This is a genomic window from Limnothrix sp. FACHB-1083 (genome assembly GCF_014696485.1).
In the GTDB taxonomy this organism is placed as follows: domain Bacteria; phylum Cyanobacteriota; class Cyanobacteriia; order CACIAM-69d; family CACIAM-69d; genus CACIAM-69d.
The window spans coordinates 105,634-124,520 of the sequence record NZ_JACJQD010000006.1; the positions used below are offsets into that span (position 1 = coordinate 105,634).

Sequence of the window (18,887 nt, forward strand, 5' to 3'; positions counted from 1 at the left end):
ACCAAGCAATGGGAAAAGTCGTTGGCATCGATCTCGGTACGACCAACTCCGTCGTGGCCGTCATGGAAGGCGGGAAACCCGTCGTCATTGCCAATGCCGAAGGGATGAGAACCACCCCGTCCGTCGTTGGGTTCAACAAAGATGGCGAAAAGGTGGTGGGGCAACTGGCTCGCCGCCAAACGGTGTTGAATCCGCAAAACACCTTTTATGGACTGAAGCGGTTCATTGGCCGCAAATACGATGAGCTGTCGCCTTCTTCAAAGCGCGTGCCCTACACGATTCGGCGCAATGAGGAGGGGAATGTGCGGGTGGTGTGCCCCAAGTTGCAGCGCGACTTTCCGGCGGAAGAACTGTCAGCGATGATTTTGCGGAAGCTGGCCGACGAAGCCGAGCGCTATTTGGGTCAGCCCGTGACCGGCGCGGTGATTACGGTTCCGGCCTATTTCAACGATTCCCAGCGGCAGGCCACGCGCGATGCGGGGCGGATTGCCGGGCTGGATGTGAAGCGGATTATTAATGAACCGACGGCGGCGGCGTTGGCCTATGGTCTCGATCGGGCCAGTAGCCAAACGGTGTTGGTGTTTGACCTCGGGGGCGGCACGTTTGATGTGTCCCTGCTGGAAGTGGGCGATGGGGTCTTTGAGGTGAAGGCCACCAGCGGCGACACGCAGTTGGGCGGGAATGATTTCGATCGCAAAATTGTGGATTGGCTGGCGGAGCAGTTCCTAGAAACCGAGGGGCTGGACTTGCGGCGCGATCGCCAATCCCTGCAACGGCTGACGGAAGCGGCGGAAAAGGCCAAAATTGAGCTGTCCGGCGTGGGCGCGACGGAAATTAACTTGCCCTTCATCACCGCCACGGAAGACGGGCCCAAGCATTTGGAAACGCGCCTGACCCGATCGCAGTTTGAGGGCCTTTGCACGGACTTGATCGAACGGATTCGCGCGCCCCTGAAGCGGGCCTTTATGGATGCGGGGTTGCGGCCATCGCAGATCGATGAAGTGGTGTTGGTGGGCGGCTCCACACGAATTCCCTTTGTGCAGGACGTGGTGCGATCGCTCGTGGGCAAGGAACCGAGCCAAAACGTCAACCCCGATGAGGTGGTGGCCGTGGGCGCGGCAATCCAGGCGGGCATCCTGGGCGGCGAAGTAAAAGATATTTTGCTGCTGGATGTTACGCCCCTGTCCTTAGGATTGGAAACCTCGGGCGGCGTGATGAAAAAGCTGATTCCGCGCAACACGACAATTCCCGTGCGGCGATCGGACATGTTTTCCACCAGCGAAAACAACCAAACCCAGGTGGAAATCCATATCCTGCAAGGGGAGCGGGAAATGGCGGCCAACAACAAATCCCTCGGAAAATTTATCCTCAAGGGCTTGCCGCCCGCGCCGCGTGGTGTGCCCCAAGTGCGGGTGGCCTTTGACATCGATGCGAACGGTATTTTGCAGGTGACGGCGCTGGATATGACCACGGGCCGCGAGCAAAGTGTGATTATCCAGGATGCTTCGACCCTGAATGAGGCGGAGGTGCGCCAGGCGATCGAGGAGGCCCAGCAGTTTGCCGACCAGGATCGATCGCAGCGCGATCGGGTGGACAAACGCAACCGCGCCGAAGCCCTCACTTTCCAAGCGGAACGGCAACTGCGGGAGGCGACCCTCGATTTTGGGATGCAGTTTGTGGAGGTGCATCGGCGGGCGATCGAGAAAACCGTCAAGGCCCTGCGCGAGGCGATCGCCGCCAGCGACGACATCGAGATCGATCGCACCCAGGCTGACTTGCAAGACGCGATCTACAACCTGAATCGGGACGTGCGCGATCGCTATGCCGAAGAAGATGACGACAACTTCTTTGGGTCGATCCGGCGCACCTTCCAGGATGGACGCGACGCGGTGTTAGGTGGCGGCGATCGCTACGATCGTGACTACAACTACGGTCGGAATGATTACGGACGCAACGACTATGGCCGCAATGATTACGGCCGGGGCGGCGACTTGGGCCGAGGCGGCGACCTGGGCCGAGGCGATCGGGGTTGGAATGAACCGAATGGCCAGGGCGATCGCCGTCGGGAACCGAGCCGCCCGGCATCGCGCGATCCCTACGATTTGGGCTATGGCGGCGGCTATGGGAATCCAGCCGATCGCCCCAGCCGGCCCGCCCCTCGGGATGGGTCAGGGCGATCGGGCGATCGACGGGAAGCCCGCAACAACAACATGGGCGGCAGCAACCAACCGCGCGATCGGCGATCGACCTACAACGACAATTGGGACGATGAGGACGACTGGTTTTAATGCAAAGGTCGATCGCGGGGCCATGAGTCTCGCGATCGACCTCCAGAAAACCGCGCTCTGTGGGTTGTCTCAGCGGGAATTAGCGGTAATCAGCAGTAATCAGCGGTGAACGGATCTCACGGCGCTGGGGGACTCGGCTGGGTCGGATTGCTGGCGGCAGATTCAGCCACCTGACAGGTTTGATTAATGGTTTGGATCAGGTTGCGCTCATTGTTGGCGGACTGTTCCAGCGATTGCACCGCAATTTCAGCCAGGTTGCGATCCTTTTGCTGAATGGCGTTCAAAAATTCACGGGTGCTGCGGCTGGTGTCGGTGTAGATATCCGCCAAGCGCGATCGATGGTCTTTTAATTGCGTGTCACTGAGCGGCAACTTGCCCAAATCCTGGGCAGCTCGATCGAACGATTCAGCAGCACGGCGCATGGCCTCCGGTTTACCGGTGGCGGCTTCCCGGGCCGTTTCGTTGGCCAAGTTGGCAATGGTCACCAATTGTTTGCATTGGGCCACTTTGCTTTGGGCGCAACCGGTCAAGACGCAGACAAGGGCGATCGCAGCGGGCAATTTAAGGGCAGGGTTTGACAAAACCATAAACAGCTCAGACTAGGTTTCCCGGCTTGCGAATCAAAGAAACAGTTTCCCAAACAAAACTTTCGAGGCTGATGCCCGAGGCAGTTCCAAGAATGAGTTCAGCCTGTAGGGTGGGCAGTGCCCACCTACGACGCATCGCCCAATGAATCCGGTCACTACTGGGGAGAGGGGAGTTGTGACTTTGGGGCTGGATACTACTTGGACTAGAGGGTGGTGGGCGATGCCCACCCTACTAGCTTTAAAAACATTACTGCCAAAAGCCTTGACCTCCAAGGGGAAAACTCACCCCGCGATCGCCCGGAGGAGAAACCTTCAGCACCCGTGCGATCATTCCTACGATCGAACGGCAATATCGTTCATGACTCGGCGTTCATCATCCAACGAAGCCACCCCGCCCGCAATCTTGCCGTAGTGAATCCGGCCCGCCTCTAGCACCGTTTTGCGCAGGGTTTTATCACCGGAATTCGCCTCAAAAAGCGCCAACAGGGAGCCATAACCCAGGCCAGTTCCTTTGGCATCCTCCTGCACTCGCATCGAGGCCAAAACCTGTTGTTGCAAGCCCATGTCGCCAGGGTTCGCCGCCAATTTTTTCAGCAAATCTGCCAAGGATTTACGCAACATCAACATATTGAGGAGATCCGCTTCAGCCTTTTGGCGCACTTCAATTGCCTTGCGTCGATCGCGATCAAGTCCATCAAGCCACTGCAACAGAAAAATCAGCGCCAGGATCAGGATCAACAACACCTCAAAAGACATAACGGGCAACCCTCGGCAACAACAGGACTCGGAGAGACTTCAAAAACAGCAGGCGTTTTGGGCCGTTGCACCATTGGGCAACACCAGATGGCGTAACACAACTGGCTCGATGCTGCCACCAATTTGCCACAAACCACTCGCCAGCGGCCGATCGATTCTGGCTTCCTTGACGAGTGGGTGCAACTCCCGATCGGGGATCGCTGCTAAGGGTGAGCTGATCGATCAATCCCGTCGCCTGGTTTTCTGCCAACCCTCCCCGCTTTGATTGAATTCTTAACAAACAGCGCCAAATTTCCCGATCGCCCGGCTGTTTTGGGGTGCGATCGCCCTCGGATCCGCCTTTGGGAAAGCCCAAACTGATGAGGGAGTCGAGCAGGCTTTGAGTTAAGGGCTGGGCTGGTCTAGGAAGTTGTGTTTTGGTTTTGTTTTTATTTTTATATAAATTAGACCCTAAACTTGACTAATTTGGCTTAAAAACGCATTTATTTAATTTTAATCAGCTTTAAAACCATTTTTTGAATTTAGGGTCAGCCCTTAGACTGCTGACGCGGCCGGACAAAATTAGCCTTGCTTTCCTTTCGGGAAAAATCTGCTGATAATGCCATCGGTGGGGCAACCAACCGCGATCGCTCCAGGGCTGCCCACCCCCAACTCAGTTTTTTGGCTGCATTCCCGATTTTCGTTACCGCTGAGCTTCATTCGCGATTAATCCCATTCCTGATCGGCCCCTCTGCTCAGGCTTCAATGCTCCGGTTTTGATTTTTGCCATCTCGCTCATTTCGATCGCCCTCGGTCTGCCGGTTCAGGACTCGGGCAGCTCACCGAGATTGGCGAAGACTAAGCGAGATTAACCCCGCCTGACTGAGCTTGATCGAGGTTGACCGAGATTGATTGAGCTTGACCGAGACTAAATCCCCGTTGCATTCCTGCTCCAGTCCTGTTCCAACCAGATTTCCCCAGAGGACTCCCCCCGTGAAACTCGCTGTCTATGGCAAAGGTGGCATCGGCAAATCCACCACCAGTTGCAACATCTCCGTAGCCCTCGCCCGTCGTGGCAAAAAAGTGCTGCAAATTGGCTGCGATCCGAAACACGACAGCACCTTCACGCTCACGGGCTACCTGATCCCCACGATCATCGACACCCTGCAAGCCAAGAGCTATCACTACGAAGACGTTTGGCCCGATGACGTGATCCACAAGGGCTATGGCGGCGTGCATTGCGTGGAAGCGGGCGGGCCGCCGGCCGGCGCGGGCTGCGGGGGCTACGTGGTGGGCGAAACGGTGAAGCTGCTGCGGGAGCTGAACGCCTTTGATGAGTACGACGTGATTTTGTTCGACGTGTTGGGCGATGTGGTTTGCGGCGGCTTTGCGGCTCCCTTGAACTATGCGGACTACTGCGTGATCGTCACGGACAACGGGTTTGATGCGCTGTTTGCGGCCAATCGGATTGCGGCTTCGGTGCGCGAAAAGGCGCGGACGCACAAGCTGCGGCTGGCGGGCTTGATTGGCAACCGGACTTCCAAGCGGGATCTGATTGATAAATATGTCAGCGCCGTGCCGATGCCGGTGCTGGAGATTTTGCCGCTGATTGAAGATATTCGCGTGTCGCGGGTGAAGGGCAAAACGCTGTTTGAGATGGCGGAGTCTGACCCGTCGTTGCTGCCGGTTTGTGACTATTACCTGAACATTGCCGATCAACTGTTGGCGATGCCGGAAGGCGTGGTTCCCGATGGATCACCCGATCGGGAGTTGTTCTCGATGCTGTCGGACTTCTATCTGAATCCGCAAGCACCAAAGACAACGGAACCCGAACCCGAATTGATGATGGTGTAAGGGCGAAACCCCAGTCCAGACAAGGGGCTTAAGCCCCTTGCCCCCAGCGACGGGCGATCGGTTGGGCGATCGACAAAACCAAGGCAAAACGTAGGGGCGCACCGCTGTGCGCCCTCCGCCCAAGGCCCCACAATTCCCCTGCAACCGCTGCGCCCGGATAGGGATTAATCAGGTAGGCTCGATCGAGGTTTGATATCTCCAAAGTCCACCGATCTTCCGCCCTATGAACGTTGAACAGTTGCGCCGATCGCTCCGTCAAAAGTGGCTGGACTATTACCGCGATAACCGTTCCTGGTTAGCCCGCATGGCCATTTGGACAGAAAGCGAGTTGGGCCACCGCCGCCCCCTGTCGAGTTTTTTGTTGGCGACGGCGACGGTGCTGGAACCACGAGTGACGGAGTTGATGCCGCTGTTGGTGGATCTCAGCAGCGATCCCGATCGGGTAATCGAAGCGCTGGGGCTGGACTTTGACCCCGATCGGGAATTGGAGCTAGCCGCCAAGGCCGCCGCCCGCGAACGCCGCAACCGTCCCGCCATCCTGTTACCCGCCAGCGATCCTGCGCCGATCGAGTTTGCCCAACCCCCGATCGAACAGCTTGAGGAAACCGACTGCAATGGCCGCACCCGCGATGCTGAGCTGATTCCCATTTGGGAGCGATCGACCTTTTAAGTTCAGCGAAATTCCGCGAAATTCAGGGTTCGATCGCGGTCAGGGTAGCGGGTTTCATTTCAACCAAACATCCAAGTAGGAACGTAAGGCTCGTCGTCAATCGCCCAAACCCCTGATTCCACCGTTAGCGGATCGTGGGGACAAGGGGCTTGAGCATCTTGTTACGAGGATTGGGGCATGGAAAAGCAACTGTTTCAGCTTGCATCCAAAAAATGACGACAATCCCTACGATTCATCCCCCAAAACTCAACCGTTTTACCTGTGAGGAACAGCCGATGACTGCCACGATCGAACCCAACACCCCCGCCCTCCAATTCGACTGCGAAACGGGCAATTATCACACCTTTTGCCCGATCAGTTGCGTCGCTTGGCTCTATCAAAAAATCGAAGATAGTTTCTTCTTAGTGATTGGCACGAAAACCTGTGGCTATTTCTTGCAAAATGCCATGGGTGTGATGATTTTTGCCGAGCCACGCTATGCCATGGCGGAACTCGAGGAAGGGGATATTTCTGCTCAGTTGAATGACTATGCAGAACTGAAACGACTCTGTGAAGATATCAAGCGCGATCGCAACCCGTCGGTGATTGTTTGGATCGGCACTTGCACCACCGAAATCATCAAGATGGATCTGGAAGGAATTGCCCCCAAACTAGAAGCAGAAATCGGCATCCCGATCGTGGTGGCCCGCGCCAATGGGCTGGATTATGCCTTTACCCAAGGGGAAGATACGGTGCTGGCAGCCATGGTGCAGCGCTGCCCCGATGCCACCCAACAAACCCCCGCCGCCGCAGACGATCGCAACGCCATTCAAAAGTTGCTGAACTTTGGCAAAAAGAAAGAAGAAATCCAAGAAGACGAAGCGGGCTATGTGAACCATCAACCGCTGGTGTTGTTTGGCTCAGTGCCTGACCCGATCGTCACGCAATTGACCCTCGAGCTGAAGCGCCAAGGAATTAAATTAGCCGGCTGGTTGCCCGCCAAACGCTACACAGAATTGCCCGCCCTCGCCGAAGGCTACTACGCATCCGGGGTGAATCCATTCCTCTCGCGCACCGCCACGGCCTTCATGCGGCGGCGCAAGTGCAAATTGATTGGCGCACCCTTCCCGATCGGGCCCGATGGCACTCGCGCTTGGATCGAAAAAATCTGTGCAGTGTTGGGCATTGAACCCCAAGGACTGGCCGAGCGGGAAGCACAAATTTGGCAGAGCGTGGAAGACTATGTGCAACTGATTCGGGGCAAGTCGATTTTCTTCATGGGTGACAATTTGCTCGAAGTTTCCATGGCGCGGTTCCTGATTCGTTGTGGAGCAACCGTGCCGGAAATTGGCATTCCCTACATGGACAAGCGCTACCAAGGAGCCGAGCTGGATTTGTTAACCAAAACCTGTCAGGAAATGGGGGTGAAATTGCCCCGGATTGTTGAAAAGCCGGACAACTACAATCAAATTCAGCGCATCTATGATTTGCAGCCGGATTTGGTGATTACCGGCATGGCCCACGCCAATCCCTTGGAAGCACGCGGCATTAATACCAAGTGGTCGGTGGAGTTTACCTTTGCCCAAATTCACGGCTTTGGCAGCACTCGCGACATTTTGGAATTGGTGACGCGCCCCTTGCGTCGTAACGGCGCACTGAAGGAGTTGGGTTGGGACAAATTAGTCCGGGAAACCACCTCCGTGTAAATCCAAACGGCTCCTCACTTCATTTGCAACAGTTCGCTGCACGATCGCCCTTGGCCAGAGGCTCCCGGGTTAGGATCTTGATCCGACTCGATCCGAGCGATCGACCCGCGCCCGCAGGAGGACAACCCCCATGAGTGACCAAATGAAATGGGTCAGCGCCGTTTCCAAGCAACCATCCCTAGAAGCGGCCATTGATGAGGTCAGCCAGCGTGTTTTGGCCACCTTGGGGCAACCGCCAGATTTGTTGCTGGTCTTCATTTCATCGGCCTTCAGCAGCGAATATGCGCGGCTGATGCCCCTGCTGCGCGATCGCCTGCCTGCTCGGGCCATGGCGGGCTGTGGGGGCAGCGGCGTTGTGGGCAACCTGGATCCGCAACAGGTGGAAGAGGTGGAAGATGATCCGGCCCTCTGCGTGATGGCCGCTCGGTTACCCAACGTCACCATCCAAACCTTTCACATCGATCGCGAGGCCCTGCCCGATTTGGATGGGCCGCCCCAACCCTGGATTGAGGCGATCGGGGCAGATCCCGCCACGAACCCTAACTTTTTGGTCTTTGCGGATCCGGGGTTGGTGCAAATGAACGACCTGCTGCAAGGGCTGGACTATGCCTATCCCGGCTCCGTGACCGTGGGCGGCTTGGCCAGCGGGGACTCCTTTCGGGAAACCAAGCAACTCTTTGCGGACTATCGGGCCTATCGATCGGGCGCGGTGGGGGTGGCCCTCAGCGGCGATGTGGTGATTGAGCCGATTGTGGCCCAAGGTTGCCGCCCGATCGGTCAGCCCCTGTGGGTCACGGAATGCGAGCGCAACATCGTGATGCAAGTGTCGATTCAGATGGACAAAGACACGATCGCCGACAAACCCCAAGCCCCCCTCAAGGCCCTGCGGCAACTGATTGAAGAACTCAGCGACAAGGATCGCGAACTGGCGCAATATTCCCTTTTTGTGGGTTTGGCCCGCGATGCCTTTCGCCAAACCCTGGAACCCGGCGATTTTCTGATTCGCAACCTGTTGGGGGTGGATCCCAGCGGCGGCGCGATCGCGATCGGCGATCGAATCCGCCGGGGCCAACGGATTCAGTTTCATTTGCGAGATGCGGACACCTCCGCCGAAGACCTACGCGCCCTGTTGGAACGGTATTTGCGCGATCGCCCATCGGAACAGCCCGACCCGATCGGGGCCTTGATGTTTGCCTGTGTGGGTCGTGGCCAAGGGCTTTATAACAAAGCCAATTTTGATTCCTGCCTGTTGCAAAAATATTTGGGTCTGATGCCCGTGGCGGGCTTTTTCTGCAACGGTGAAATTGGCCCCGTGGGTGGCACAACCTTTATTCACGGTTACACCTCCGTTTTTGCCCTGTTTCGCCCCAAGGCCTAGCCATTCAACTTCGGGCAACTCAACTTAGCCTGTAGGGTGGGCAGTGCCCACCGAATCATTGCTCCATGGCATCTGCGATATGGCGTGCCAATTATTTTCAGTAAAGGCTGTGGTGCAACTCAGCTCAGGTTTTTCGCTTCAGTTCTTTCGTTCAAGTGAGCTAAAGTTAGTCATAGGTTAGAACAAAGGGTTGTTCTGGCCCGTTGGAGTTAGGAGTTTGAGTTGTGCGCGTCACCTTTCCCGCTTTGTTTCATGGCAAAACCCTACAAACTGCCCTCAAAGCGTTTGAATTTCCAGCAGATTTGGAGGCGCGCCATGCTCCCGTTAAAAATTGGGCAACAGTGCTCAAAAGCAACTCTTTAAAAGCCGTCAAAGAAACCTCTTTGCATGGCGATTTCCTGGGCGATATTTTCCGGGATGCCTTGGGCTATCGCAGCATTGTGGGTGGCCAAGGACAACATTGGGAATTGCACGCCGAAAAGCATATCGATGGCGGTGGCGGCTTTGCGGATGGGGCGATCGGGCTGTTTTCTGCGGTTACGGGTTCCGGCGGCAAACAAAAGCTCACCGGCCGTGTGGTGGCCCCCATTGAACTGAAAGGAACCAAAACCGATCTCGACACACGCCACAAAGGACAAGAATCCCCGGTGGAACAGGGCTGGCGCTATGCCAACTACACCATGGGTTGTCGCTGGGTAATTGTTTCCAACTATCGCGAATTGCGGCTTTATCACACCAACAAAACACCCGCTTGCTGTGAGCAATTTTTCTTAGAAGATTTAGCAGATTTGGAAGCATTCAAGCGCTTTTATTTTCTGCTTTGTCGGGAAAACTTTTTGCCCGCCAGCGCCCATGAAGGCGATCGCTCGCGGCTGGATGAGTTGTTGGCAGAGTCCAACGAAGCCGAAGAAGCGATCACCGAAAAGCTCTACCAAGACTACAAAGATGTGCGCCAACAGTTGGTGCAGTTTTTTAAGGGTCGGTATAGCAAAGATTGGAGCGATCGACAGGCGGAGTTTATTGAAGCGGCCCAAAAAGTTCTCGATCGAATCCTGTTCATTGCCTTTTGCGAAGATCGAAAGCTATTGCCAGCCAAATGCCTCAAAGAGGCCCATGATTTTCATGACCCTTACAACCGATCGAGCATTTGGCAGCGGTTCAAAGCCATTTTTCGGTGGGTTGACCAAGGCAACGATCAGCCCCCCATCTCGGGCTACAACGGCGGTCTTTTTAAGCTTGATCCGATCGTTGATCAAGAGATTGAGGTTCCCGATTGGCTTTGCACCAGGCTTAAAAACCTGACGGCCTATGACTTTGACACAGAAGTTTCAGTTGATGTTCTGGGGCGAATTTTTGAGCAATCGGTCACGGATCTGGAGGAATTGCGATCGCTGGCGGCCGGTGAAACCTACAACGTCAAGCAAGGAAAACGCAAAACCCAAGGTGTTTTTTACACCCCAACTTGGGTGACGCAATACATGGTGGAAACAGCCTTAGGCGGCTATTTATCCAAGCGATCGGCATTGCTGCGCGATCGGCTTCAGTTAGATGCCATTCCTGAACGCAACACCAAGCAACGACAAGCAGCCGAACTGGCTTATTTGAAAGCTTGGCGCGAAGAACTCAAAACCATTCGCGTTTTGGATCCGGCCTGTGGATCGGGCGCTTTTTTAATTGCGGCCTTTAACTTTTTGGCGCGGCAATACGAAAAAATCAACACGGAAATTGCCAACTTACAAGGCGGCATTCGGGAAATTTTTGACCTGAACAAAGCAATTCTCAATCAAAACCTTTATGGGGTTGATTTGTCTTCCGAGTCGGTCGAAATTACCAAGCTTTCCCTATGGTTGCAAACGGCGGAAAAGGGGCAAGCGCTCACCAATTTGGATGACAACATCAAAGCAGGCAATTCAATTGTTGCCGATCGGGCAGTTGATCCCAGAGCGTTTGATTGGGAAAGGGCATTTCCAGAAGTGATGGCGGATGGGGGCTTTGATGTGGTGTTGGGCAATCCGCCCTATGTGCGCCAGGAGTTGCTATCGCCCTTTAAGCCCTATTTGCAAACCCATTATGCCTGTTATGACGGGGTGGCGGATCTCTATGTTTATTTCTATGAACGCGGGGTAAAGCTGCTGAAACCGGGTGGGATGTTGTCTTACATTGTCACCAACAAATGGTTGCGATCGGGCTATGGCGAACCGTTACGCAAGTTCTTTGCAGAACAAACCATTTTTGAACAAATTATCGATTTTGGCCATGCACCAATTTTTCGCGATGCGGACACGTTTCCTTGCATTATCGTGTTGCAAAAAGCTGCTCTAAATTTGCCAGATGCCGATGCGTCGGGATCGTTAACTACTCAAGCACCGGACTCGTTGGCAGCAAGGGACTTAAGCCCCTTGTTAGGATCTGGGGTACAGAATGAGTCTCAAATGGTGCTGGTTTGTGCGGTTCCTCGGGAGCAGCTAGAGGGCCTCAATTTGGCGCAATTTGTGGAGCGGGAGGGCTATGAAATCCCCCGATCGCGCTTGTCTGAAGCGGCCTGGAGTCTGGAAAATCCGCAGGTCGATGCACTGATGCAAAAAATCCGCAGTGTCGGCGTTCCCCTCGTTGACTTTGCAGGAACCAAACCCTATCGCGGGATTGTAACGGGTTTAAATCAAGCTTTTTTAATTGACAATCAAACGCGCCAAAGCCTGATCAGTGCAGATCCTAAGTGCGCTGAATTCATTAAGCCTTACTTGCGCGGTCAAGACATTAAACGATGGCATTCACCCGGATCAGAGAGGCATTTATTATTCATTAGCTGGGATTTTCCAATTAATGATTATCCATCATTGCTCAATTGGCTGAGACAATATGAAAAGTCATTAAAACAGCGACCAGAAGTTCAGCAAAATCGATTTCCTTGGTATTGCTTAAGTAGATATGGGGCAAACTATTATCATCTATTTGATTCCACTAAGATCATCTATCAAGTCATTCAAACTTTGCCAAATTATGCCTTAGATAGTTCTGGAATTTTTGGAAATGACAAAACGTTTTTTCTTCCTTCTGAAGATCGATATTTACTTGGAGCTTTAGGTTCTCCTTTGATTTGGTCTTACAGCCATCGCAATTTTACACGGATGCTATCCAATGCAATTAGTCCAATGGGCTATTTATTTGAGCAATTACCGATCGCCCCGCCCACCGAACCGATCCGCCGAGAAGCCGAAGATTTGGTCAGCGAATTGATCGAACTCACCCAAGCCAACCAAGAAGCAACCCGCGACGTAATGGGCTGGCTTGCCTTTGAATTCAACATCGAAAAACCCGGCCAGAAGTTAGCCAACTTTGCCCAACTCAGCCTCGACGAATTTCGTGCCGAACTGAAAAAACGCTGCCCCAAAGGAACCGCGATCGGCCCCAAGCAAGTTAAATCAATTGACCTTGCCTATAGCGATTATGCAACCCCAATTCAACAGCGCAATGCAGAAATTTTGCGACGAGAACAGCGGCTTTCGGACTTGGTGAACCAAGCCTATCAACTCACTCCCGAAGAAATCGAATTGATGTGGAAAACAGCACCGCCCCGAATGCCCATCGCCCCGCCTAATTAACCCTCAAAATCAGCCAAGCGGCCCTGCCAGTGCCACAACGCCACCGGAACACGCTTGCCCTTCGCCTGAATCGACGGCAATGCTTGGCAGTGAATTTGTAGTTCGATCGGGAGTTGTTGATAGGCCGCATCCGATAGGTAGAGTTGGTGGGCAGGCGTAGCTCCCTCAATCCGCTTGGCCGTGTTCACCGTGTCCCCGATCGCCGTGTAAGTGCGCACCCCGTCACTACCAAACAGCCCCTCCACCACCGGGCCGTAGTGTAATCCGCAGCCCGCTCCCAACCCTTCCGCCGACAGCACCGATCGCGCCGCCCGCTGCATGGCCACCGCCGCTCGCATCGCCTGGGGCAAATCTGCATAAATCACCATCACCTCATCCGCCGTGAACGTGACCCGCAGCGGCCGATGCACCGTCGCCACCGGTTCCACCACTTGGTAGTAACAATTCAGCACCTGCGCCACCCGCTCCGGCCGCGCCGCCTCACACCAAGTCGTGAACCCCCGAATATCCATAAACACGATCGCCCGTTCCACCCGCTGAAAGGTCAGCGCCGACGGATTGGCGATCGCTGAAGTCACCACATGATTGCCCATGCCCCATTGGGCCAAATTGCGCAAAATGGCCGCAGTTTCCTGAGTTTGTTGCTGTTGCTGAGCCAGTTGCAGCGATTGCAACCCCAACAACACCCCCAAAAACACCAGCGCTGAAAATAGAAATTCGTGGCTTGCGCCCGTAAAAAAGATTTGAATATAGGTCAACGTCACCGGCTCTTGGTGCAACGCCGCCGTCGTAATCAAATAGGCAACCCACACCATCACCGTGCGGGCAATGCTTTCCAGAGGCAATAGATATCGAGTGATAGCAGGCTTCCAGGCCAACCTGAGTCCCTGGGCAATGGCCACCAACGAGCAAAACCCCCAAAGCATCCAATGACTGGGATTTTCAAAAAATTCCCAACCATCCAACGGCAAATCAACCAACGTGTAGCAACTAGGGCCAATTAAGTTGCCCCAGAATGGATGAATTTTTCGTTGGCTGAGAAACCAAGATTGCACAGTAAAAGCCCCAATCAAAGACCAATCTGCAATGTCATTGATGGAGGCATACCAGCCGTCTTTGGCGATATCAGACAAAATTTTCAGAATCAGGAAATGGCCACTGTTGCCCAAAAATTCCTGCCAGAAAGCTTGCCAGGGTGTGCCGTGAAATCGACGATTCAGCAGGTGATCTAGATTGAGGCTAGGAATCTGTTGAGGAGAGCGATCGGTCATAAATTTCGGGTGATGGGTGCTGACATCAAGAAGCAACCCGACGATCCCTTAGCCTATTCCAACGGCTTTGGGCTGCGCTTTGGTTTAAACCATCCCAACATCGAGATACCCGTCAGGATTAAAGCCAACAAACCCAACCCATCCAAGAGGGGATAAATCGCTTCCAGATGGAAAATTTCACCCGTGTGAATATCCATTAAGAGGCTGCGTTTAATTCCGGGCAGATGCCATTCTTCCACCAAGGTAGCCAACATGCCCGTAATCACCGTCAAGATCAGGGGCAACAGCAAAATGGGAGCCAGAAACCGATGATATTTGCGTTGGTATTTCTGGAATGTTTGGAAATTTTTGAACATGGGCGATCGAGCCTCTAGAAACAAGTTGCCTGAACCTGGCAAATCACGCGATCGGTTCAGGCTTGATCCGCAAACAACAACACCAGCAATCAGAATCAAGGAAATTGCCTGATTTTGCCCTATTTCGCCTGCCCGATCGCCCCTTCCAAACTGCTCAGAGCCGTCAGGGCTTTGGCTTTATCCAAATTGCCGCCCAGTTGCCCGCTCACACCGTCCATCGCTTCCTCGATCGCCTCATAGGCCTTGGGATTTTTTTCCTTAATCCCATCTTCAACGGGTTTCCAAGCGGCTTCAAATTGCTCAAATTCCGTTTTGGCCTTGGCTGCGTCTCCCGCTTCCACCGCCGCCCGGGTTTTGGTCACCACGGCGGTCAATGCGCTGAGGTCACCGCCGGCCGCCGGACTAGGGGCAGGGCTGGCGGCCGGTTCAACGGGGCTGGCAACGGGGCTAGCGGCGGCCGACTCGGCGGGGCTGGCCGCAGGGTTGGCAGCGGTTTGGGAACTGCAACCGGCGCTGGTCACAATGCTGAGGGCGGCGACCAAGGCCAGGGCCAAACGTCCCCGGGTCAGGACTCTTGCCGGTGCAGAAGATGAGCGAGCCAAGGGAAGCAAGGACATGAACATTCTCCAAGAGAGGTAGCGGCTGGGCGATCGGGATTGCAAAACTCGCGTTTTCAGCGATTACCTAAACCGTAACCAACAAAAACGACAAACTCATGACAGCCACAGAGTTGGGATTGTGGGTCTCTCTTGAAAAAGGTTATTAGCGCGATCGACGGCGACCACCCGCCCAAGGCGGCGGGCCCGATCGCCCTCGCAATTGCACCGTTTCTCCGTTGGCCAATTGCACCCAAAATGCATCCAATTCGCCATCATCCAACTCGCCTTCAACGGTGAGCTGATCGCCCACGGAAACAGGTAAATTGCGCCACCAACGCGGCCCCGCATCCACGCGATATCGCCGGCCATTGGCTTCCACAATCCACTCGTTTTCGTCCCGCTCGCCAAAGCGAATCACCCGGCCCGAAATGCGAATGATGGGGTCATCATCATCGTCATCATCCCAGTCGTCATCGTCACCATCTTTGGCTCGATCGATCCCGCTGATTAAGCGCTCAGCCGGCCGCTGACCCATGGCTGAATTCTGGAAAGATTGCCGTTGCTCCAGGGAAGATTCCGCCAGCGATCGAGCCAGGGCCGCTTCTGGCAAAACCATCAAGGTTGTGAGCGCACCAACGGCAAAAAACTGTAGTTGTTTGAGGTTATTCATCACCATGCTCAAGAAATTTCAAGGACAACCAACCTGATTAGGGGGCGGAAGTTGCTGAAGCATTGCCCCTTTCAGGCTAGGTAGAAAAAATGACAAAAAAATGACGATCAACCATCCAGCGACCGCTTGAAAATCTGTCCACTGGGGTCACACAACGGCGATCGACTTTTGCGGGAAACCCGTTTCAGGCATCCACTCACAGGGTGGAGACTTTGCTGCTCGGTGCAACAACCGGCAAGGTGACAGTGAAGCAACTGCCTTGGTTCAGTTGGCTGCGGACAGTGATTTGGCCCTGGTGCGATCGGGCGATCGCCTGGGCGATCGACAGGCCCAGCCCCGAACCGCCTTCCCGGTGCGATCGCACCCGATCGGCCCGCCAGAGTCGATCGAACACTTGGGGCAAATCTGCCGGGGCGATGCCGATGCCCGTGTCGTGAATTTCGACCCGCACTTGCCGATCGCGCCCGACCGGGAGAATCACCACCCGCACCCAGCCGCCCGCTGGCGTGTATTTGAGGGCGTTATCCAGTAGGTTGCCAAACAGCCGCCACAGCAACAGCGGCTCGCCCAACACAACGGCGGGGGCCAGCTCACCGGTCAGCTCCAGTTGCTGCACGGCGGCCCGATCCGCGTAGGTTTCGATCAAAGATTCCAGCAATTCGGGCAGGTCGATCGATTGGCGTGGGTGGGCAGCGGCTCCGGGGGTGTCCTGGCGTGCCAACAGCAACAGGTCTTCCACCAGTTGGGTCATTTGACCGGTGGCGTTGTGAATTGCCGCCAACTTGGCCACATCGGCCGGGTCAATCCGCTCGGGATGGGATTGCATCACTTCCACGGAGGTGCGAATGGCCGTCAGTGGCCCGCGCAACTCATGGGAGGCATCAGCGGTGAACTGCCGCAGTTTCCGAAAGCTGGCTTCAATCGGCCGCAAGGATTGCCGCGTCAGCCACAGACCCCCGATCGTACTCAGCCCGATCGCCAGGCCCGAGCCGATCGCCAGGCCCGTTCCCAATTGCTGGATGGCGTTGTTGATCGGGTCGATCGATTCCGTCACCCGCACATAGCCCCGGAGTTTGGGGGGCTGCTTTTCCCCGTCATAGAACGGCGTGGTCAGAGTGCGGAGTTGTTGATCTTGAGCGATCGCCCCTTGGGGATGAGCGATCGGGGCCAGGGGCCAGGCAGGAAAGATCCGACCTTGGCGAGCCAACAACTTGCCCCGCGCATCAAACCACTCCACCCCCTGATCCGGTTGTTGCAAACTCTGCCAGGGAATATCCAAATCTCCATCGTTATCCAGGCGTGGCCGCAATTCTTCTCGTTCTTCAAAGAAGCGATCGTCTAAAAAGTTGGCAGCATTGGGGCGATCGGTATTGAGGGTTCTTGCCTGATTTTGATTCGCTTGATTTTTGTCCTGATCTTCATCCTTATCGTCGTCCTCATCGTCTGATTCTTGCTCTCTTGCTCGTTCTTTTTTCGCTTGCTTTGCTTGCTCTTTTTTGGCTTTTCTTTCCTGCTTTGCTTGCTCTTTTTCTTGCTGCCGATCGTCCTCGTCGCCGTCGTCGTCAAATTGCTCTTCGTGGGCTTCCTCGATCGCTTCCAAACTGTGACCGGCCGCTTGAGCCAACACCAAAAGCTGTCGATCGACCTGCTGATAGAGGCTATAGATCAAAAACTCGATCGCCACGATCGACCCCAGCCCCACCACCGTCGTCATCACCGCCAGAAACGACAGCAACAACCGCCGCCGCAAGGCCCGAAACTGGGCGGCTTCGGTGGCCGCCAGGGCAGTTCCAGGGCGCGATCGCTTAAGAACCCGCGTCCAGTTCCGGCAGTTGTGGATGAAGTCGGTAGCCCATGCCATAGCGCGTTTCGATTGCTGTTTTGGGTGCGCCTGCTTCGGTCAGTTTTTGGCGCAGGCGGCGGATGTGGGCGGTGATCGCTTCTTCGGTGGGTGGCTCGTCAAAATTCCACAGGTTATCGAGGATGCTGGCGCGATCGAACGTGCGGCCCGGATGGCGCAAGAACAATTCCAACAGGGCATATTCCTTCGGTGACAGGGCGATCGGCTGGTGGCGGTAGGTGACTTCGCACGATCGCGGATCCAGCGCCAACGCCCCCCAACTCAGCACCGGATTGGTGGCCACGGTTCCCCGCCGCAACAGGGCCCGCACCCGCGCCAAAAATTCCGACAAATCAAAGGGCTTCACCACATAATCATCGGCCCCCGCATCGAGACCATCCACCTTGTCGCGGCTGGTGTCTCGCCCGGTCAGCAGCACGATCGGCACGGTTTGCCCAGCGGCTCGCAGTTGCCGACAGAGTTCCACCCCGCTGAGTTGGGGCAACATCCAATCCAAAATCAGCAGGTCATAGTCCAGGGATTGGGCCAACTCCAGCCCCGATCGCCCATCGCTGGCCAGGTCTACGGTGTAGTGGCGATCGCGCAGGGCTTCGGCCAGGGGCTGCAAGATCCGATCGTCATCCTCCACAAGCAAAATCCGCATGACCTGTGATCAATCCTCTGGGCCCGATCGCCGTGATTGCAATAGGGCGATTATTACCAATTAAACCGGCGATCGAACCGCGAATCGAAGCGATCGCGCTTGCGGGCATTGCAACTGCGACAAAGGGTTTGCAAGTTACTAATGTCGTTGGAGCCACCAGCGGCGAGGGATTTGATGTGGTCAATTTCTAGGCGATCGCGGCTGCCGCAACTTTGGCATTGGTGATTGTCGCGATCGAGTACAAATTGTCGAACGGCTGGATCAATTTTGATGCGGGGAGTTTTAGCCATTTCCTATTCCTCTGCCAATCGCCGAATTTCATCTAATGGAGAATCAGCCGGTTCAATGCTGGCTTCTAATAAGGGCAATTCTGGCGTTTCTGGTTCTGGTTCTGGCTCCGGTTCATCAGGACAAAACTCGATCGACAATCTCAACCGCCCCGACTGCCAACCCTTTGCTCCAAACCTTAAAGCTTCTCCCTTAATCCCTTCTATAGAAAACCATAAACGACGGTTTGAATTCCACTCAATGGTGGATATGTTATAGCCGGAATAGTGTTGCAGTGCATTGGCAATAGCCTGTAGAAATTCTTCAACCGTGGAAGTTGGAGTTTTTAAGCCAATCTGATATCTCATTTCGCATGAGATCACTTCATGTGGTTTGAGAGATGTAAATTCCTGGGGCATGG

At 55.0% G+C, this 18,887-nt stretch carries 19 protein-coding genes; 7 read left to right on the forward strand and 12 right to left on the reverse strand.

Going from position 1 to position 18,887, the window contains the following annotated elements; all coding sequences use genetic code 11:
• The first annotated feature begins 8 nt into the window (after positions 1 to 8).
• Both dnaK and H6F46_RS19570 read left to right on the forward strand, forming a co-directional pair.
• Positions 9 to 2,288: a molecular chaperone DnaK gene (gene dnaK / locus H6F46_RS09605; protein WP_190354599.1), complete on the forward strand. Its 2,280-nt coding sequence runs from the start codon at positions 9 to 11 to the stop codon at positions 2,286 to 2,288.
• Positions 2,269 to 2,397, forward strand: coding sequence for a hypothetical protein (locus tag H6F46_RS19570; RefSeq protein WP_255508951.1), 129 nt, complete (start codon positions 2,269 to 2,271; stop codon positions 2,395 to 2,397). Before dnaK ends, H6F46_RS19570 begins: the two co-directional genes overlap by 20 nt.
• Positions 2,398 to 2,404: 7 nt before the next feature.
• Here H6F46_RS19570 and H6F46_RS09610 read toward each other — a convergent pair whose 3' ends face one another.
• From H6F46_RS09610 to H6F46_RS09620, 3 genes are all read right to left on the reverse strand, one after another.
• Positions 2,405 to 2,875, reverse strand: coding sequence for a hypothetical protein (locus tag H6F46_RS09610; protein WP_190354600.1), 471 nt, complete (start codon positions 2,873 to 2,875; stop codon positions 2,405 to 2,407).
• 333 nt (positions 2,876 to 3,208) lie between these two features.
• A complete protein-coding gene (locus H6F46_RS09615; protein WP_099533685.1) occupies positions 3,209 to 3,631 on the reverse strand; it encodes a hypothetical protein in 423 nt (140 codons plus the stop codon).
• Positions 3,621 to 3,986: a hypothetical protein gene (locus H6F46_RS09620; protein WP_190354601.1), complete on the reverse strand. Its 366-nt coding sequence runs from the start codon at positions 3,984 to 3,986 to the stop codon at positions 3,621 to 3,623. The genes H6F46_RS09615 and H6F46_RS09620 overlap by 11 nt, the downstream gene beginning before the upstream one ends.
• Positions 3,987 to 4,603: 617 nt before the next feature.
• On the opposite strand from H6F46_RS09620, the gene bchL reads away from it, so the two are divergent.
• Entirely contained in the window at positions 4,604 to 5,464 is an 861-nt protein-coding gene (bchL, locus tag H6F46_RS09625; RefSeq protein WP_190354602.1) for a ferredoxin:protochlorophyllide reductase (ATP-dependent) iron-sulfur ATP-binding protein, read from the forward strand.
• 28 nt (positions 5,465 to 5,492) lie between these two features.
• Here bchL and H6F46_RS09630 read toward each other — a convergent pair whose 3' ends face one another.
• Positions 5,493 to 5,666, reverse strand: coding sequence for a hypothetical protein (locus H6F46_RS09630; RefSeq protein WP_158234458.1), 174 nt, complete (start codon positions 5,664 to 5,666; stop codon positions 5,493 to 5,495).
• A 21-nt stretch (positions 5,667 to 5,687) separates the two neighbouring features.
• On the opposite strand from H6F46_RS09630, the gene H6F46_RS09635 reads away from it, so the two are divergent.
• From H6F46_RS09635 to H6F46_RS09650, 4 genes are all read left to right on the forward strand, one after another.
• Complete coding sequence (locus tag H6F46_RS09635; protein WP_190354603.1) at positions 5,688 to 6,134, forward strand: DUF5331 domain-containing protein; 447 nt, start codon at positions 5,688 to 5,690, stop codon at positions 6,132 to 6,134.
• Between the two features lie 275 nt (positions 6,135 to 6,409).
• A complete protein-coding gene (locus H6F46_RS09640) occupies positions 6,410 to 7,819 on the forward strand; it encodes a ferredoxin:protochlorophyllide reductase (ATP-dependent) subunit N (protein WP_190354604.1) in 1,410 nt (469 codons plus the stop codon).
• Between the two features lie 130 nt (positions 7,820 to 7,949).
• A complete protein-coding gene (locus tag H6F46_RS09645) occupies positions 7,950 to 9,197 on the forward strand; it encodes an FIST N-terminal domain-containing protein (RefSeq protein ID WP_234406964.1) in 1,248 nt (415 codons plus the stop codon).
• 224 nt (positions 9,198 to 9,421) lie between these two features.
• The gene (locus H6F46_RS09650) at positions 9,422 to 12,799 is read left to right on the forward strand and encodes a DNA methyltransferase (protein WP_190354605.1); all 3,378 of its coding nucleotides are present in this window, start codon (positions 9,422 to 9,424) and stop codon (positions 12,797 to 12,799) included.
• Here H6F46_RS09650 and H6F46_RS09655 read toward each other — a convergent pair.
• The 8 genes from H6F46_RS09655 to H6F46_RS09690 form a co-directional block, all read right to left on the reverse strand.
• Entirely contained in the window at positions 12,796 to 14,070 is a 1,275-nt protein-coding gene (locus tag H6F46_RS09655) for an adenylate/guanylate cyclase domain-containing protein (RefSeq protein ID WP_190354606.1), read from the reverse strand. The genes H6F46_RS09650 and H6F46_RS09655 overlap by 4 nt on opposite strands.
• A gap of 53 nt (positions 14,071 to 14,123) precedes the next feature.
• Positions 14,124 to 14,426: a peptidase gene (locus H6F46_RS09660; protein ID WP_099533749.1), complete on the reverse strand. Its 303-nt coding sequence runs from the start codon at positions 14,424 to 14,426 to the stop codon at positions 14,124 to 14,126.
• Between the two features lie 119 nt (positions 14,427 to 14,545).
• On the reverse strand, positions 14,546 to 15,043 hold the full coding sequence (locus H6F46_RS09665) for a DUF4363 domain-containing protein (RefSeq protein ID WP_190354607.1): 498 nt from the start codon (positions 15,041 to 15,043) through the stop codon (positions 14,546 to 14,548).
• 145 nt (positions 15,044 to 15,188) lie between these two features.
• Entirely contained in the window at positions 15,189 to 15,695 is a 507-nt protein-coding gene (locus H6F46_RS09670; protein ID WP_190354608.1) for a hypothetical protein, read from the reverse strand.
• A gap of 196 nt (positions 15,696 to 15,891) precedes the next feature.
• The gene (locus H6F46_RS09675) at positions 15,892 to 17,556 is read right to left on the reverse strand and encodes a cell wall metabolism sensor histidine kinase WalK (protein ID WP_199291487.1); all 1,665 of its coding nucleotides are present in this window, start codon (positions 17,554 to 17,556) and stop codon (positions 15,892 to 15,894) included.
• Complete coding sequence (locus tag H6F46_RS09680; protein ID WP_099533701.1) at positions 17,501 to 18,199, reverse strand: response regulator transcription factor; 699 nt, start codon at positions 18,197 to 18,199, stop codon at positions 17,501 to 17,503. The genes H6F46_RS09675 and H6F46_RS09680 overlap by 56 nt, the downstream gene beginning before the upstream one ends.
• Positions 18,200 to 18,252: 53 nt before the next feature.
• A complete protein-coding gene (locus H6F46_RS09685) occupies positions 18,253 to 18,489 on the reverse strand; it encodes an HNH endonuclease (protein WP_099533703.1) in 237 nt (78 codons plus the stop codon).
• 3 nt (positions 18,490 to 18,492) lie between these two features.
• Positions 18,493 to 18,885, reverse strand: coding sequence for a KGK domain-containing protein (locus H6F46_RS09690; protein WP_190354609.1), 393 nt, complete (start codon positions 18,883 to 18,885; stop codon positions 18,493 to 18,495).
• Positions 18,886 to 18,887: the final 2 nt, after the last annotated feature.

Coding starts and splice junctions, on each gene's coding strand:
- dnaK (WP_190354599.1), top strand. CDS start 9: ATGGGAAAAGTCGTTGGCATCGATCTCGGTACGACCAACTCCGTCGTG.
- H6F46_RS19570 (WP_255508951.1), top strand. CDS start 2,269: ATGAGGACGACTGGTTTTAATGCAAAGGTCGATCGCGGGGCCATGAGT.
- H6F46_RS09610 (WP_190354600.1), bottom strand. CDS start 2,875: ATGGTTTTGTCAAACCCTGCCCTTAAATTGCCCGCTGCGATCGCCCTT.
- H6F46_RS09615 (WP_099533685.1), bottom strand. CDS start 3,631: ATGTCTTTTGAGGTGTTGTTGATCCTGATCCTGGCGCTGATTTTTCTG.
- H6F46_RS09635 (WP_190354603.1), top strand. CDS start 5,688: ATGAACGTTGAACAGTTGCGCCGATCGCTCCGTCAAAAGTGGCTGGAC.
- H6F46_RS09640 (WP_190354604.1), top strand. CDS start 6,410: ATGACTGCCACGATCGAACCCAACACCCCCGCCCTCCAATTCGACTGC.
- H6F46_RS09645 (WP_234406964.1), top strand. CDS start 7,950: ATGAGTGACCAAATGAAATGGGTCAGCGCCGTTTCCAAGCAACCATCC.
- H6F46_RS09655 (WP_190354606.1), bottom strand. CDS start 14,070: ATGACCGATCGCTCTCCTCAACAGATTCCTAGCCTCAATCTAGATCAC.
- H6F46_RS09660 (WP_099533749.1), bottom strand. CDS start 14,426: ATGTTCAAAAATTTCCAAACATTCCAGAAATACCAACGCAAATATCAT.
- H6F46_RS09665 (WP_190354607.1), bottom strand. CDS start 15,043: ATGTCCTTGCTTCCCTTGGCTCGCTCATCTTCTGCACCGGCAAGAGTC.
- H6F46_RS09670 (WP_190354608.1), bottom strand. CDS start 15,695: ATGAATAACCTCAAACAACTACAGTTTTTTGCCGTTGGTGCGCTCACA.
- H6F46_RS09675 (WP_199291487.1), bottom strand. CDS start 17,556: ATGGCATGGGCTACCGACTTCATCCACAACTGCCGGAACTGGACGCGG.
- H6F46_RS09680 (WP_099533701.1), bottom strand. CDS start 18,199: ATGCGGATTTTGCTTGTGGAGGATGACGATCGGATCTTGCAGCCCCTG.
- H6F46_RS09685 (WP_099533703.1), bottom strand. CDS start 18,489: ATGGCTAAAACTCCCCGCATCAAAATTGATCCAGCCGTTCGACAATTT.
- H6F46_RS09690 (WP_190354609.1), bottom strand. CDS start 18,885: ATGCCCCAGGAATTTACATCTCTCAAACCACATGAAGTGATCTCATGC.